General features: G+C 37.9%; 17 protein-coding genes. 12 read left to right on the forward strand and 5 right to left on the reverse strand.

The features are described 5' to 3' along the window. Position 1: 1 nt before the first annotated feature. Both HMPREF3106_RS03270 and HMPREF3106_RS03275 read left to right on the forward strand, forming a co-directional pair. Positions 2 to 853 (forward strand): formylglycine-generating enzyme family protein, encoded by an 852-nt coding sequence (locus HMPREF3106_RS03270; RefSeq protein WP_049554510.1) that lies wholly within the window; start codon positions 2 to 4, stop codon positions 851 to 853. Beyond that, positions 854 to 1,639: a sulfite exporter TauE/SafE family protein gene (locus tag HMPREF3106_RS03275; protein ID WP_005607189.1), complete on the forward strand. Its 786-nt coding sequence runs from the start codon at positions 854 to 856 to the stop codon at positions 1,637 to 1,639. A 53-nt stretch (positions 1,640 to 1,692) separates the two neighbouring features. On the opposite strand, the gene rsmI is transcribed toward HMPREF3106_RS03275, so the two are convergent. The 3 genes from rsmI to HMPREF3106_RS03290 are packed head-to-tail and all read right to left on the reverse strand — an operon-like array spanning position 1,693 to position 3,645. Beyond that, complete coding sequence (rsmI, locus tag HMPREF3106_RS03280; RefSeq protein WP_049554511.1) at positions 1,693 to 2,586, reverse strand: 16S rRNA (cytidine(1402)-2'-O)-methyltransferase; 894 nt, start codon at positions 2,584 to 2,586, stop codon at positions 1,693 to 1,695. Further along, entirely contained in the window at positions 2,561 to 2,884 is a 324-nt protein-coding gene (locus tag HMPREF3106_RS03285; protein WP_049554512.1) for a GIY-YIG nuclease family protein, read from the reverse strand. Before HMPREF3106_RS03285 ends, rsmI begins: the two co-directional genes overlap by 26 nt. After that, complete coding sequence (locus tag HMPREF3106_RS03290; RefSeq protein ID WP_049554513.1) at positions 2,881 to 3,645, reverse strand: tRNA1(Val) (adenine(37)-N6)-methyltransferase; 765 nt, start codon at positions 3,643 to 3,645, stop codon at positions 2,881 to 2,883. The genes HMPREF3106_RS03285 and HMPREF3106_RS03290 overlap by 4 nt, the downstream gene beginning before the upstream one ends. Positions 3,646 to 3,863: 218 nt before the next feature. Between HMPREF3106_RS03290 and HMPREF3106_RS03295 the strand changes: the two genes are divergently transcribed. The 3 genes from HMPREF3106_RS03295 to HMPREF3106_RS03305 are packed head-to-tail and all read left to right on the forward strand — an operon-like array spanning position 3,864 to position 5,943. Next, the gene (locus HMPREF3106_RS03295; RefSeq protein WP_070444395.1) at positions 3,864 to 5,303 is read left to right on the forward strand and encodes a DUF4097 family beta strand repeat-containing protein; all 1,440 of its coding nucleotides are present in this window, start codon (positions 3,864 to 3,866) and stop codon (positions 5,301 to 5,303) included. 5 nt (positions 5,304 to 5,308) lie between these two features. Then, positions 5,309 to 5,605 carry a PspC domain-containing protein gene (locus HMPREF3106_RS03300; RefSeq protein WP_039849196.1) on the forward strand — a complete coding sequence of 99 codons (297 nt, stop codon included), beginning with the start codon at positions 5,309 to 5,311 and terminating at the stop codon, positions 5,603 to 5,605. Next, positions 5,605 to 5,943 carry a phage holin family protein gene (locus HMPREF3106_RS03305; RefSeq protein WP_049554515.1) on the forward strand — a complete coding sequence of 113 codons (339 nt, stop codon included), beginning with the start codon at positions 5,605 to 5,607 and terminating at the stop codon, positions 5,941 to 5,943. The genes HMPREF3106_RS03300 and HMPREF3106_RS03305 overlap by 1 nt, the downstream gene beginning before the upstream one ends. Before the next feature lie 45 nt (positions 5,944 to 5,988). Here HMPREF3106_RS03305 and HMPREF3106_RS03310 read toward each other — a convergent pair whose 3' ends face one another. Further along, positions 5,989 to 6,621, reverse strand: coding sequence for a DUF421 domain-containing protein (locus tag HMPREF3106_RS03310; RefSeq protein WP_070444397.1), 633 nt, complete (start codon positions 6,619 to 6,621; stop codon positions 5,989 to 5,991). A gap of 1 nt (position 6,622) precedes the next feature. Next, positions 6,623 to 7,072: a DUF3290 domain-containing protein gene (locus HMPREF3106_RS03315; RefSeq protein ID WP_070444399.1), complete on the reverse strand. Its 450-nt coding sequence runs from the start codon at positions 7,070 to 7,072 to the stop codon at positions 6,623 to 6,625. Positions 7,073 to 7,262: 190 nt separating this feature from the next. On the opposite strand from HMPREF3106_RS03315, the gene hprK reads away from it, so the two are divergent. The 7 genes from hprK (at position 7,263) to HMPREF3106_RS03350 (ending at position 13,752) form a co-directional block, all read left to right on the forward strand. Next, positions 7,263 to 8,192, forward strand: coding sequence for an HPr(Ser) kinase/phosphatase (hprK, locus tag HMPREF3106_RS03320; protein ID WP_070444401.1), 930 nt, complete (start codon positions 7,263 to 7,265; stop codon positions 8,190 to 8,192). A gap of 13 nt (positions 8,193 to 8,205) precedes the next feature. Then, positions 8,206 to 9,063, forward strand: coding sequence for a prolipoprotein diacylglyceryl transferase (gene lgt, locus HMPREF3106_RS03325; protein ID WP_210384821.1), 858 nt, complete (start codon positions 8,206 to 8,208; stop codon positions 9,061 to 9,063). A 12-nt stretch (positions 9,064 to 9,075) separates the two neighbouring features. Then, positions 9,076 to 10,095: an NAD(P)H-dependent glycerol-3-phosphate dehydrogenase gene (locus HMPREF3106_RS03330; protein WP_070444403.1), complete on the forward strand. Its 1,020-nt coding sequence runs from the start codon at positions 9,076 to 9,078 to the stop codon at positions 10,093 to 10,095. Between the two features lie 20 nt (positions 10,096 to 10,115). Beyond that, positions 10,116 to 11,009: a UTP--glucose-1-phosphate uridylyltransferase GalU gene (gene galU, locus HMPREF3106_RS03335; RefSeq protein WP_070439150.1), complete on the forward strand. Its 894-nt coding sequence runs from the start codon at positions 10,116 to 10,118 to the stop codon at positions 11,007 to 11,009. 96 nt (positions 11,010 to 11,105) lie between these two features. After that, positions 11,106 to 12,044: a thioredoxin-disulfide reductase gene (trxB, locus tag HMPREF3106_RS03340; RefSeq protein WP_049554522.1), complete on the forward strand. Its 939-nt coding sequence runs from the start codon at positions 11,106 to 11,108 to the stop codon at positions 12,042 to 12,044. A gap of 178 nt (positions 12,045 to 12,222) precedes the next feature. Then, entirely contained in the window at positions 12,223 to 12,705 is a 483-nt protein-coding gene (locus HMPREF3106_RS03345) for a hypothetical protein (protein WP_070444405.1), read from the forward strand. 21 nt (positions 12,706 to 12,726) lie between these two features. Continuing rightward, the gene (locus tag HMPREF3106_RS03350) at positions 12,727 to 13,752 is read left to right on the forward strand and encodes a branched-chain amino acid aminotransferase (protein ID WP_070444407.1); all 1,026 of its coding nucleotides are present in this window, start codon (positions 12,727 to 12,729) and stop codon (positions 13,750 to 13,752) included. The last annotated feature ends 5 nt before the right edge of the window (positions 13,753 to 13,757 follow it).

Here is a 13,757-nt window from a genome sequence, read left to right on the forward strand (position 1 = left end):
CATGAACTATATTCCTTTAAAAGCAGGCACTTTCCAAATGGGAGATACTGAAAATAGAGGATTTGTTGAAGATCACGAATCTCCTTGCGTGACAAAAGAAGTTCAAGCATTTGAAATGGCTGATACGACGGTAACGAATGAAGAGTTCAAACGATTTGTCGATGAGACAGGCTATCAAACAACAGCAGAACTCATCGGGGATTCCTACGTATTTCATTTGCTTGTCTCTCCAGAGAAAAGAGAAAACTATTCTCATGTATCGGGTTCTTCATGGTGGCTGTTGGTTCCTGGGGCTTGTTGGAAGCATCCTTTTGGACCAGAGTCATCGATTGAGGAAATATTAGATCATCCAGTTGTTCATGTATCTCTTAAAGATGCGTTGGCTTATTGTGAGTGGGCTGGAGCTGGGCTTCCAACCGAAACACAGTGGGAATATGCGGCGCGTGGTGGAACGTCCACTCAGTATCCATGGGGAGAAGAACTTGAACAAGATGGAAAATACCATGCGAATACTTGGCAAGGAGAGTTTCCAAATCAAAATAGTGAATTAGATGGCTTTTTAGGAACGGCTCCTGTAAAGAGTTTTGAACCTAATGGATACGGCTTATATCAAATGATTGGGAATGTATGGGAGTGGTGCATAAATCATCGCGGAATTCCTTTTGAAGATATTGAGGCAAATGCCGAAGCTCCTCTAAATCTTGAGGTAGAGTATGCCATTCGAGGTGGCTCGTTCTTATGTCATTGTTCTTATTGCAATCGATACCGTGTTGCAGCAAGAAATGGTTCTCCTTGGAATTCTACAGCGAGTCATTTAGGATTTAGATGTATTCGACCGCTCGGAGGGCAATAAATGCAACTCATTATTTATAGCATCATTGTTTTATGTGCCACAATGATTGGAGCCATTACCGGATTAGGTGGTGGAATTATCATCAAACCTGCCTTTGATGTTGTGGGAATGGACACGACGAGTATGATTAGCGTGTATTCTACGGTGGCAGTCTTTACAATGTGCTTAGTCTCTATTTACAAGAGAAGTAAATTAGGTTTTCAAGTGGATAAACACATTGTATTTGGACTGGCATTCGGCTCCATTATCGGTGGGAAAATAGGAGATATTGTCTTTCTCCAAGCTGTTGAAATGATGGGGAATCAATTTGTCAGCATCACTCAATCCATCATTTTGTTTGTGTTATTAGGAGGGATTATTTTATTCACTCTGAACAAAGAGAAGATTCAAACATTAACGGTTTCGAATCTAATAGCCATTATCACTATTGGTCTATGCGTTGGAATCATTTCTGTCTATTTAGGAATCGGAGGGGGACCACTCAATATTGCTTTAATGGTATACTTCTTCTCCATGAAAGCAAAAGAAGCTGCGGCCTATTCAATTGTGATGATTTTCTTTGCACAAATGATGAAGATGACAACAGTGATTTATGAATTCGAAAACTATCAGTCTGTCTCCTTCATCATTCTAGCAATTGCGATATTTGCTGTGCTAGGTGGTTGGATTGGAACGAAAATTCAAGCCAGATTAACCCATGAAACGGTTGAAAGACTTTATTTAGGACTAATGATGGTTCTTCTTATCATGACGGCTTTCAATGTATTTAAATTTATCGTAATATAAAATACCGCCCAAGCAGGATGTGTGTGCTTGGGCGGTATTTTTGTCGAAGCATTCTACTGAGAATGAACTTCCTTATACACGTCTTGTTTTTTGAGGCCAAGATGTTTTGCGACCGCTTTGATGGCTTCTTTTTGTGATAACTGTTGGTGCTCTATAAACCATTCCACTTGTTGAGTAATCGAAAGAGAAGTGTCTGGTGTGTTCTCTTCAGTACCTCCAGATAGTGCTGTTGTCACTTCTTGAGGATTTTTATGACCAATCAAAATACAACATTCGCCTTTCAGTTCTTCTTCCTGGAGTAAATGAACAAGTTCAGAAGCAGTACCTCTAATGAACTCTTCATAACTTTTGGTTAACTCTCGACAGAGAACCACGGATTGACTTTCCCCGTAAACGGTTTGAATGGCCAAAAACGTATCTTTTAGTCTAAACGGTGATTCGTATAAGATGACGGTCTCGCTATGAGTGCGTAACTGTTCTAATGCTTCGATTTTTTCTTTTTTCTTTCGAGGTAAGAATCCATAGAAGTAAAAAGGCTGTGGAACGAGTCCACTGGCAATCAAAGCCGTAATCCCAGCATTTGCTCCTGGAAGGGGAATGACAGGAATAGAGGCTTCGACACAGGCTTGAACCAGTTCAAATCCAGGGTCGCTGATTGAAGGGGTTCCTGCATCGCTCACTTGTGCAATCTTTTTTCCTTCTTGGAGCCACTCAATCACTTGAGGGATGCGTTCCTGCGTATTATGTTCATGAAAACTCTTTTGCGGAGTTTCAATTCCAAAGTGGTTGAGTAATTTTTGTGTATGACGTGTATCTTCGGCTAGAATTAAATCCACATCTCGTAGAGTATTCACAGCGCGGAATGTCATATCTTCTAAGTTTCCAATGGGAGTAGGGACAAGGAAAAGTTTGCCAATTCCTTCAGTCCGATAACTCTTTTGTCTCATCTTGCTTGTCTCCTTCTAAATAGATAATCACTGGACAAGTGACACTTGCGCCAATCGTTTGTAGAAACATTTCTTTTTTGGGGCGAGAGAACTTCTTGAACGCTGCTTCTGCCTTCATCGCTTCTTGTTTCGTGGCGAATTCTTTAGCATAGAGCAGTGTGACGGGGGTTCTCATCCTTGTATATTTGGCACCTTTACCAGCATTATGCGTTGCGATTCTTTTTTCTAAATCAACGGTATAACCGGTGTAAAAGGTTTGATCCTTGCAGAGTAGAACATACATATAGAATTGACTCATGCTTTGTCCCCCCAGAGGATACTTCTGATTTTTTCAGTATATTCTTGTTGCTCATTGAAAACAGTAATCGGTGGTAACACTTTGAGTCCACCAGGAAGGCCGTCCTTCATTAATTCAATAAGGACAATATTGCTGTCTTTTCCTTCTTTCGGATATACAAATTGGACACGTTTAGCTTCCAGTCTGTGCTGCCTTGCTTCTGTTAAGATATCGCTCAATCGGTCAGGTCTATGGACAAGATAGGCTTTTCCTTTCATCTTCAAGAGCCCAGAAATGGTTGAAAGTAAATCTTCTAGTGGCAGGTGCACTTCATGACGAGCAATCGTATAGGCCTCCTTGAGATTTGTCAGATTGGTTTCCTTTACCTTGAAATAAGGCGGATTACAGGTGATGAAATCGACTGAATCTTTGGGAATAATGCCTTTTAAATTTCGAATGTCCTGATGAATAAAAGTAATGCGGTCTTCTAAACCATTTAGTTGAGTGGTGCGCATTGCCATATCATAGAGTTGTTCTTGAATCTCAACAGCGGTAATAGGATTAGTGGTTTTATGACTAAGTAGAAATGCTACTGCTCCATTACCTGAGCAGAGGTCGACGATGGTTGCCTTTCTACGCTCTGCGATAGTTGCAAAATCGGCTAGAAGGACTGCATCCAAAGAAAAAGAGAACACTTCGCGACTTTGGATAATATCGATATTTTCTTTCTCGAGTCGATCAAGTCGTTCATGCGATTTTAATGTAATGGTTTTCTTTCTCAAATTCCTTCCAACTCCTACTATAAACTGTATTCAAAGTGTATCAACAAAACAGCAGTAGCGCAAGATAAAGAAAGAGTGAAGACTTAATTAGAATACAACTTTAGGTTTAGAGAAGTTTGGGATAAAAATCAACCTTAGGACCTATGTTTTTATTTTTAACTTCCTTTACACTAAGGATGTAATCAAGAAACGCCTAAATTTTAAGGGGGAAGAAAATAATGAACCAAAAAGATAGAATTTTAGAACTAGTAGATAAAGGTATTATTTCAGCAGAAGAAGCGGTAGTCCTTTTAGAAAAAATGGGAGACAAGGCAGTAGAAGAGAAAGAACAACCTACAACAAGTCAATTGGATTCTATTATGGAAGGTGTGGCGAGTGCTTTCACTAAGTTTTCAGCAGAAAGTGATCAAACAGACGAAGCCATTCAAACAATTTTAAAACGAACAAAAGAAATTGATCGTCGAATCGACGAAATCAGAACCGCTAGCCAATTAGAATCGTTAACGGTAGATGAAGAAATGGAACTCGTTCGATTAGAAGAAGAAGCGGAGCAATTAAGTAATCAATATAAGAGCTTACTTCAAGAAAAGAAAAAAGCTGATGAAAAAATGAAGGCAAAGAAAAAAGAAGAATGGGAAGAAACCATTCAAAAAGCGAAGAAGAAAGTACAAGAAACAGACTGGGAAGAAAAAACAAGAAGAACAGCAGGAAGCATTACTTCATGGGCTGCTAAATTTACAGATTCGATTGCAGCTACTGTTCAATCTGTTATAAACTCTGTAGAAGTCAACAAACCTTATACACAAGCGAAAAATGGTAAGAAAGTTCCTTATCATTTCCACCAAGTCATTGATGAAGCAAGTATCCTTGATTTTAAAGTCGCAAACGGAATTATCCGTGTGAAGTCAGTTCCAGGAAATGAAATGACAATTGAAGGGGAATGCCGAGTAGCTTCACAAGATGAAGAATATTTCGATGCGGAATCGTATATTAGAGACCGTGTAAAGGTTGAGGTAGATGAAGATACCATCTTTATTAAGAGCTTGAGTAAACAAGTTTACTGCGATTGGACCATCTCTTTACCAGAAAAAGAATATGATTATGTTTCGATGAAAGGCTTAAACACAACGCTTCATCTAAAAGAATTAAAAGGGAAAGATTATTACTTAGAAAGTAATAACGGAAATATTTTCCTAAAAGATGTCACAGGGGTTTTATTAGAGTCTGAAATTGTTAATGGGAACCTAAAATATGAACAATTAGATTTTAAAGATATCGTTTCTGAAACGGTGAACGGAAATATTAGCTTAGAAGGAGATTTCCGTGGAGCAAAATTTGAAACGGTAAATGGTAATATTAAAGTAGAAATTACTAGTCCACAAACAAAAAAAGTGGATGTTGAAACAGCAAACGGAAATATAAAAATTAGTTTAGCCGAAGAATTAGGATTAGAAGCGAATTTAGAAACATCTCTAGGCAGTCTCCACTTTGATGAAACAATCTTTGAAGTCATTAAACAAAGAAAAGATTTAACAGAAAGAACAGCAGTGATTTGTAAGCAAAAGGAATTTATGCCACAAGTAGTTGCAGAAACAACAACTGGTAATATTCATGTAAATCAGCTACAATCAAAGACAGATAGTAAGAAAGAGGGATAAATAAAATGAAAAAGTTGAGAAGATCCAGAAATAACCGAATTTTTTGTGGGGTAATGGGAGGAATTGCGGAATACTTTGAAGTAGATCCAACAATTGTCCGTGTACTATTCTTGATTTTTTGCTGGACAGGTTTTCCAATCTTCCTCTATATATTACTTGCTATCATAATTCCAGAAGGGGGTTCTGAGTACCGTCGTCGTAATCGACAAGATACTTACTACTATACTTCTAGAAATAATCGTCCTCGTAAAACTGCTCGAAAAGTAGAAGATGAGGATAATGATGATTGGAGTGATTTTTAGTGTCATTTACTAAAAAAATTGCCATTAATACATTAGGATTTTTGGTGATTGCATGGTTTGTTCCACAATTTATCGTTACAAACTGGGTAGCAGCGCTTATTGCAAGTATCGTTCTTGCGGTACTAAACTTATTTGTTAAACCGATTTTATTCCTTTTAACATTACCAGTAACGATTGTAACGTTTGGATGCTTTAGCTTTGTGTTAAATGCGATGATGTTAAGTATTACATCATGGTTTGTCGGACCGGGATTCTCATTTTCAAGTCCGCTGATTACCTTAGTCGTCAGCATTCTATTAACGATTTTCCAACGTTTTGTTGAAAATCTAACAGATTAATGCAACAAAAAAGCGCCTTAAAGGCGCTTTTTTTGTTGATTTCATTTAATATTTTACAACCATCAATTGACCATTATTGTATTCTGCAAGGAATACTTCAGAAGGATCTTGAATATCTTGGGCAGCAAGTTGTTCAGTCACCCATTCTTCAGTTTTATCAATAACTTCTAAAATGTTATGTTGAATAACGCCATCTGTAATGAGAGGATATTTTGGATTTTCTTCTCCAGTTTTCGTAAGAATTAATTGTCCATTTTGCTCTAAAATGGCACTTTTTACATCACGAATGGAGTAGACGCCTTGTGCACGTAATTTAAAGGCTACTTCTTGTGCTGTTAGACCGGCTAGGCGGACATTTTCAACATCCATTTTTCCTCGTTTAATTAATTGTAATGGTTCCCCGTCAATCATTTTTTTCACTTTACTGTTGTTTGTTTTCATCCAACGAAGTGATAATACTAAAGCAAACCATATTAATAGAATGATGCAGTATTGTAGGATTGTAATGGATGGATTGTAAATCACACCCCCGATAATTCCCCCGAGTACATAGTTTTGAACTTGGTCACTGGCAGATGTAGGAGCCAGATTTCCTTTTCCTGTATAGTTAATAACAACGATTAAAGATAAAAGTCCAAGGGCAAGTTTGATTGCGACGTCGATATATGAAAAGTTCAAATTATTCAGCCTCCTTAATCGTCACTTTTGGATTATGTACTTCCATTTTTTCAAGTAGGTAATGATCAGGGCTATCCCCTGTTAATACGCGATAGAATTGATCCCCAACTTTTACAATGGCACCATCTTTTGCGGCTTCCGTATTAATATAAATGTCTTCTTTATTGACGTGTAAGTCTGAAGCGATCGTTTCGACAAAACGAAGAGCTCCGGAGTATTGGTTTTCTGAATTTTTAGAAGATTGTAAGTCAGAAATCTTAGAACCAGCCAGTATCAGAATACCGATGACTGCAATTAAAGCTAATTCACGAAATTTAGTATCTTGTTTGTTTTTAAAATATCGATAGAGAGCAATTGCTAAAACTGCAATGACAAATAGAATTAATCCAAGTTGAATATAGTCGATTTGTTGTACTTTACTTTTTAGAAAATCATATGAATAAAAGACCATTTTATGTTTCCTCCTTTATGAAACTGAAATTTATTATATAGAAATGCATGGAAATAGCAAAAAGTTTGATTTTAGATTATTGGTTATTGAATTGAAAATAGAAGTGGGAATTGTTTAATTAAATCTAAAACCGTACAAGAAAGCGCTAAAATATGGTATAGTAGAAAGGAATGAAGAAAAGAGGGATGTTATGAAACCTGTTACGGTGAAAGAGTTAATCAAAAATATTCACTTAAAACCAATTTATGGGGAAGAGTATTTAGATAGACCAATTGTTACAAGTGAAATTTCAAGACCGGGATTAGAATTAGCCGGCTATTTTAATTTTTATCCATCGGAGAGAATTCAATTATTAGGACGAACTGAAACGTCTTTTGCGCATGAGATGGATTCGCAAGCGAGATATGAAGTAATGGAGCTCCTATGTACTCCAGATACGCCATGTTTTATTATCTCTCGTAAATTAGAACCGCCAAAAGAGCTTGTTGAAGCAGCAGAAAAAGCACAGATTCCTATCTTGCAAGCTTCTTCTAAAACAACGCAGGTTTCTAGTAGTGTGACAAATTTCTTAGAAGGAAGATTAGCTGAACGTTTCTCAATGCATGGGGTATTGCTCGATGTATTTGGAATTGGATTACTCATCACTGGGGAAAGTGGAGTGGGTAAATCAGAAACGGCCTTAGAATTAGTTCAAAAGGGACACCGCCTTGTTGCGGATGACCGTGTAGAACTGTATCACTACGATGAATTAACCTTAATCGGGGAAGCGCCAGAGATTTTAAATAACTTGATTGAAATTCGTGGTGTCGGGATTGTTGACGTGATGACGCTATTTGGAGCAGGAGCTATTTTAGATTCTAAGCAAGTAGACTTAGTGGTTCATCTTGAAAATTGGACTCCTGAAAAGAGATATGATCGATTAGGTGGAAATATGGAAAATGTCGAAATTTTAGGAGTTGAAATTCCTAAAATTCGTATTCCGGTGAAGACAGGTCGAAATGTATCGATTATTCTTGAAGTAGCCTGTATGAACTTCCGCGCTAAAAAAATGGGCTTTGATGCTACAGAAAACTTTACCAATCGATTATCTAAATTGATTGAAGAAAATAAAGAAGTTTAGGAGTAAACAGTAAATGAATTTATTAGAAATGGCTTTGACCATTAATCCAATTGCTTTTGAAATTGGAGGATTACAAGTACGATGGTATGGCATTATTATTGCCTTTGGAATCTATTTAGCAACGACTTTAGCAGATAGGGAAGCTACCAGAAAAGGATATCGAAAAGATTTTATCATTGATTTGGTATTCTGGGCAGTGCCTCTTGGATTTGTTGGAGCAAGATTGTATTACATTCTTTTTGAATGGCAATATTATTTAGCAAATCCAGCCGAAATTATTCAAATTTGGCATGGTGGTATTGCCATTTACGGGGGAGTCATTGCAGGGGCTGCAACGGTGTATTGGTTTGCTAAAAAAGAGAAAGTTTCTTTTGCGTTACTTCTTGATATTTTGGCCCCTGTTGTATTGCTGGCTCAGTCAATTGGTCGCTGGGGGAACTTTACGAATCAAGAGGCTCATGGCGAGGTTACAACCCGTGCTTTCTTAGAAGGATTGCATTTACCAAACTTCATTATTGAACAAATGCATATCAATGGAGCTTATTACCAACCAACGTTCTTATATGAATCACTTTGGTCGTTTGTCGGAGTTCTTATTTTATTCTATCTTCGTAGACGTAAAGGGGTAAAAGTAGGAGAAATAGCGGCTGGCTATTTAATTTGGTATTCATTTGGTCGTTTCTTCATCGAAGGAATGCGTACAGATAGCCTCTGGATGTTTAACGTCATCAGAATTTCTCAACTGGTTTCAATCGTATTATTCCTACTAGGAATTGGTCTGATTATTGTAAGAAGACGTCGAGTGCCAGCGGTTCCGGATTATGTCTCTATCGATAATCCACAATCTCCAATATTATTCGGAAAAGTGTAAAGGGGTTTTGATATGAAAAAAATCGCCATTTTAGGAGCTGGTTCTTGGGGAACTGCATTAGCGATGGTGCTAGCAGAAAACCAACATGAAGCTCGACTTTGGGGAAATAATGAAGCTCAAATTAAAGAAATTAATGAGCGCCATACGAATGAACATTTCTTACCTGGGGTTTTCTTAGATCCTTCGATTAGAGGTTACTTAGATTTAGCAGAAGCGGTAAAAGATGTGGATGCGATTTTATTTGTACTTCCAACAAAAGCGATTCGCATAGTGGCTAAACAATTAAATGAATTGCTCAAGAATAAACCGATGATTATTCATGCAAGTAAAGGGTTGGAGCAGGAAACGTATAAACGTATCTCAGAAATTTTAGCAGAAGAATTGGACCGTAATCGCTACGAGGATATCGTAGTATTATCCGGGCCAAGTCATGCAGAAGAAGTTTCAAGACGCGATATTACGACGATTACTGCTGCGTGTGAAAATATAGAGTCTGCCAAATATGTGCAAAAACTGTTTAGCAATTCATTTTTCCGTGTATATACGAATACTGATTGCGTCGGAGTTGAAATGGGAGCTGCACTTAAAAACGTGATTGCTGTTGGAGCAGGGGCTCTTCATGGTCTAGGCTATGGGGATAATGCAAAAGCGGCCTTGATGACAAGAGGATTAACAGAGATCAGTCGTCTTGGAGTTGCTTTTGGAGCAGATCCGCTGACTTTTATTGGACTGAGTGGGGTAGGAGACTTAATTGTTACTTGTACAAGTATTCATTCTCGTAACTGGAGATGTGGGGATCAAATTGGGAAAGGCGTTCCACTTCCAACGATTTTAGAAAATATGGGAATGGTTGTTGAAGGGGTAGAAACTTGTAAAGCAGTTTATGCATTAGCAAAAGAGAAAAATATTGAAATGCCAATCACAACTGCTGTTTACAATGTGTTATATAACGGACACGATGTTCGTAAAGAAATCCAATGCCTAATGGGGCGTGAATATAAATCAGAAGCATCCATCAAAGAACACCAATAAGCTGATCGGAGGACAAACAGATGCAAAAAGTGAGAAAAGCGGTCATTCCAGCTGCAGGACTTGGAACTCGTTTCCTACCAGCAACTAAAGCGATGGCAAAGGAAATGTTACCAATCGTGGACAAACCTACGATTCAATATATTGTAGAGGAAGCTCTAGCATCAGGAATTGAAGATATTTTAATTGTGACTGGTAAGAGCAAACGTCCAATTGAGGATCATTTTGACTCAAACATCGAATTAGAGTCAAACCTTGAAGCCAAAGGAAAGAAAGAGTTATTAGAACTCGTTCAAGAAACAACAGGAATTAACTTATACTTTGTTCGTCAATCCTATCCAAAAGGATTAGGAGATGCGGTACTTCAAGCAAAAGCCTTTGTCGGTGGAGAACCATTTGTAATCATGCTTGGGGATGATATTATGCGTGACGAAGTTCCATTAACCAAACAATTGATTGAAGGCTACGAAAGAACTCATGCTTCAAATATTGCCGTGATGGAAGTTCCTCATGAAGAAACGTATAAATATGGAATTATCGATCCAGAAAGTGAAGTAGAAGATGGATTGTACAATGTTCGTCGTTTTGTTGAAAAACCAAAACCTGAAGAAGCACCAAGTAACTTAGCGATTATTGGACGCTACTTATTAACACCAGAAATTTTTGAAATTTTAGAAAAGCAAGAACCTGGTGCAGGTGGAGAAGTTCAATTAACAGATGCCATTGATACATTGAACTTAACGCAAAGAGTATTTGCTAAGCAATTTAAAGGTGAACGCTTTGATGTGGGCGATAAGTTTGGATTCATGAAGACGAGTATTGAATTTGGATTAGAACATCCAGAAATCAAAGATAGCTTAAAAGAATACGTGATTGCATTAGGGAAGAAACTAGAAGGAAATACTAGTGAGCAATAAAGTTGCCCAATTGATGTTCGTATTTTAAACTGAAATGGAAGGAGAGCGTTGGACTATGTCTCAGCGCTCTTAGTTTATACAAAAGGAGAATCTCTGATGGAAGAAAGAACAATTTATGATGTAGTCATTATCGGAAGTGGCCCTGGTGGGATGACAGCGGCACTTTACACTTCTCGTGCGAATTTAAAAACGTTAATCTTAGAAAAAGGTGTTCCTGGAGGAGAATTATTAAATACTTCAGATGTAGAAAATTACCCTGGTTTCCCTACAATTTCTGGGCCAGAATTAGCGGACAATATGTATAAAGGTGCGATGCAATTCGGCGCAGAATATGCTTATGGCCAAGTGTCAAAAATTGAACTAGACGGAGACGTTAAAGTGATTACTGCTGGTAAGAAAACTTACTATGCATATGCAGTAGTGATTGCGACCGGTTCCTATCACCGTAAATTAGACGTTCCTGGTGAAGAAGAATATGCCGGACGTGGGGTTTCTTACTGTGCTGTTTGTGATGGAGCGTTCTTCAAAGATAAGAAAATCTTCGTGATTGGTGGAGGAGACTCAGCGGTTGAAGAAGGAACTTATTTGACGCAATTTGGGAAAAGCGTGACTATCGTTCATCGTCGCGATCAATTACGTGCACAAAAAGTATTACAAGACCGTGCATTCGCCAATGAAAAAATCGACTTTTTATGGAATTCAACCGTTGAAGAATTCGTAGGAGACGGTTCTAAAATCACAGGAGTACGCGTAAAAGATGTGAATACAGGCGAAGTAACAACGCATGACGCGGATGGTGTCTTCATTTACGTTGGTTTATTACCAGTTTCAGATCCATTTAAAGACTTAAATATCACAAATGCAGAAGGTTGGATCGTGACAAACGAGCAAATGGAAACTTCTATTCCTGGTATCTTTGCAGTCGGCGATGTTCGTCAAAAAACATTACGTCAAATCACAACAGCTGTTGGGGATGGCGGACAAGCAGGACATATGGTCTATAATTACGTGGAAGAAATTAAAGAAAAACAATAACATTCACAAAATGGCCCTATCATAGTTGTAGCTATGATAGGGCATTTTTTATTGGAAATAAAGTGGAAAGAAAAAGAGAGAGGTGCCCCGCTTTTCAATATAATTACAATAATGTGAAATGAAATACTTTTCAGAAAAATTATGATAGAATAATAAAAATGTGAAAGGTGGTGTATGAATGAGCAAAAATATCATAAAAGGACTAGTATTTACATTTTTGGGATTAACATTAATAGCGTGTTCACGTAGGTCAGGACAAACAGCAGATAATTCTGCTCCGGGAGTTCAAATTTCCAATAATCAATCTTCAACGACAGAGTCCAAAGGGGAAAAAGTAGAAAATACGACAAAATCTCCAGATACAACAAATTCTTCGAAGGTTGAAACAACTACTGTAGAGCAAACAACTACTGTAGAACAAAAGAACGGGAATGTACTTGCTAAACAAGCGATTGCTGAGATTGAAAAAAGAAAGAAAGTCGTTCTAGATGAGAACTATGATATTCTTATTCAAGCTCAAACAAGTGATACCATCGATTTACAAATTCGACATGAGGAACGTTCTTCGACGTCAATTTATGGATTTTTTAGATATCATGCTAAAGACCATAAGTTAGAAGAGATGGATAGTCTCACAGGAGAATATAAAGTAGTCGAGTAATTTAGGAAAGAAGGGGTCAATATGACAAATACAGTAAATTTAGATTGGAATAATTTAGGATTCGATTATATTAAGACAGACTTACGCTTCATCAGCTATTACAAAGATGGACAGTGGGATGAAGGCGCATTGATTGAAGATAATGTATTAAAGGTTGACGAAGCTGCAACTGCACTTCACTATGGACAACAATGTTTTGAAGGGTTAAAAGCTTACCGTTGTAAAGATGGCAGCATTAACTTATTCCGTGTGGATCAAAATGCGGCTCGTATGGCACGTTCTTGTCGTCGATTACTCATGCCAGAATTCCCAGAAGAACGCTTTGTTGAAGCTGTGAAAAAAGCGGTGAAGGCAAACGAACAATGGCTACCACCTTACGGAACTGGAGGAAGTTTATATATCCGTCCATTCATGATTGGGGTAGGGAACAATGTAGCGGTTCGTCCAGCAACGGAATATATTTTCTCAATCTTTGTAATGCCTGTAGGAGCTTATTTCAAAGGTGGATTAACTCCAACAAACTTCATCGTTTCTGAATACGACCGTGCAGCACACGTAGGTACAGGGGCTGCTAAAGTCGGCGGGAACTATGCGGCAAGCTTACTTCCTGGTAAAGAAGCAAAAGAACGTCATTTCAGTGACTGTATTTATCTTGATCCATTGACACATACAAAAATTGAAGAGGTAGGAGCTGCAAATTTCTTCGGAATTACAAAAGATAATCAATTTATTACGCCATACTCTCCATCTATCTTACCAAGTATTACGAAATATTCATTACTATGGTTAGCAGAACACCGTTTAGGAATGACTGTAAAAGAAGCAGATGTGTATGTCGATCAATTAGATATTTTTGCTGAAGCAGGTGCCTGCGGTACAGCTGCAGTTATTTCTCCAGTAGGCGGAATTCAAAATGGAGATGACTTCCATGTGTTCTATTCAGAAACAGAAGTTGGACCAGTCACAAGACGTTTATATGATGAACTAGTAGGAATTCAGTATGGGGACGTAGAAGCTCCAGAAGGTTGGATTCAAAAAGTAGAGTAGTTGAA

This window comes from Granulicatella sp. HMSC31F03, assembly GCF_001807725.1.
Classification (GTDB): Bacteria; Bacillota; Bacilli; order Lactobacillales; family Aerococcaceae; genus Granulicatella; species Granulicatella adiacens.

What these genes read in the sequence shown, in the direction of transcription:
- HMPREF3106_RS03270 (WP_049554510.1), top strand. Translation starts at nt 2, where the DNA reads ATGAACTATATTCCTTTAAAAGCAGGCACTTTCCAAATGGGAGATACT.
- HMPREF3106_RS03300 (WP_039849196.1), top strand. Translation starts at nt 5,309, where the DNA reads ATGAAAAAGTTGAGAAGATCCAGAAATAACCGAATTTTTTGTGGGGTA.
- galU (WP_070439150.1), top strand. Translation starts at nt 10,116, where the DNA reads ATGCAAAAAGTGAGAAAAGCGGTCATTCCAGCTGCAGGACTTGGAACT.
- lgt (WP_210384821.1), top strand. Translation starts at nt 8,206, where the DNA reads ATGAATTTATTAGAAATGGCTTTGACCATTAATCCAATTGCTTTTGAA.
- HMPREF3106_RS03345 (WP_070444405.1), top strand. Translation starts at nt 12,223, where the DNA reads ATGAGCAAAAATATCATAAAAGGACTAGTATTTACATTTTTGGGATTA.
- HMPREF3106_RS03275 (WP_005607189.1), top strand. Translation starts at nt 854, where the DNA reads ATGCAACTCATTATTTATAGCATCATTGTTTTATGTGCCACAATGATT.
- HMPREF3106_RS03315 (WP_070444399.1), bottom strand. Translation starts at nt 7,072, where the DNA reads ATGGTCTTTTATTCATATGATTTTCTAAAAAGTAAAGTACAACAAATC.
- rsmI (WP_049554511.1), bottom strand. Translation starts at nt 2,586, where the DNA reads ATGAGACAAAAGAGTTATCGGACTGAAGGAATTGGCAAACTTTTCCTT.
- hprK (WP_070444401.1), top strand. Translation starts at nt 7,263, where the DNA reads ATGAAACCTGTTACGGTGAAAGAGTTAATCAAAAATATTCACTTAAAA.
- HMPREF3106_RS03285 (WP_049554512.1), bottom strand. Translation starts at nt 2,884, where the DNA reads ATGAGTCAATTCTATATGTATGTTCTACTCTGCAAGGATCAAACCTTT.
- HMPREF3106_RS03330 (WP_070444403.1), top strand. Translation starts at nt 9,076, where the DNA reads ATGAAAAAAATCGCCATTTTAGGAGCTGGTTCTTGGGGAACTGCATTA.
- trxB (WP_049554522.1), top strand. Translation starts at nt 11,106, where the DNA reads ATGGAAGAAAGAACAATTTATGATGTAGTCATTATCGGAAGTGGCCCT.
- HMPREF3106_RS03295 (WP_070444395.1), top strand. Translation starts at nt 3,864, where the DNA reads ATGAACCAAAAAGATAGAATTTTAGAACTAGTAGATAAAGGTATTATT.
- HMPREF3106_RS03350 (WP_070444407.1), top strand. Translation starts at nt 12,727, where the DNA reads ATGACAAATACAGTAAATTTAGATTGGAATAATTTAGGATTCGATTAT.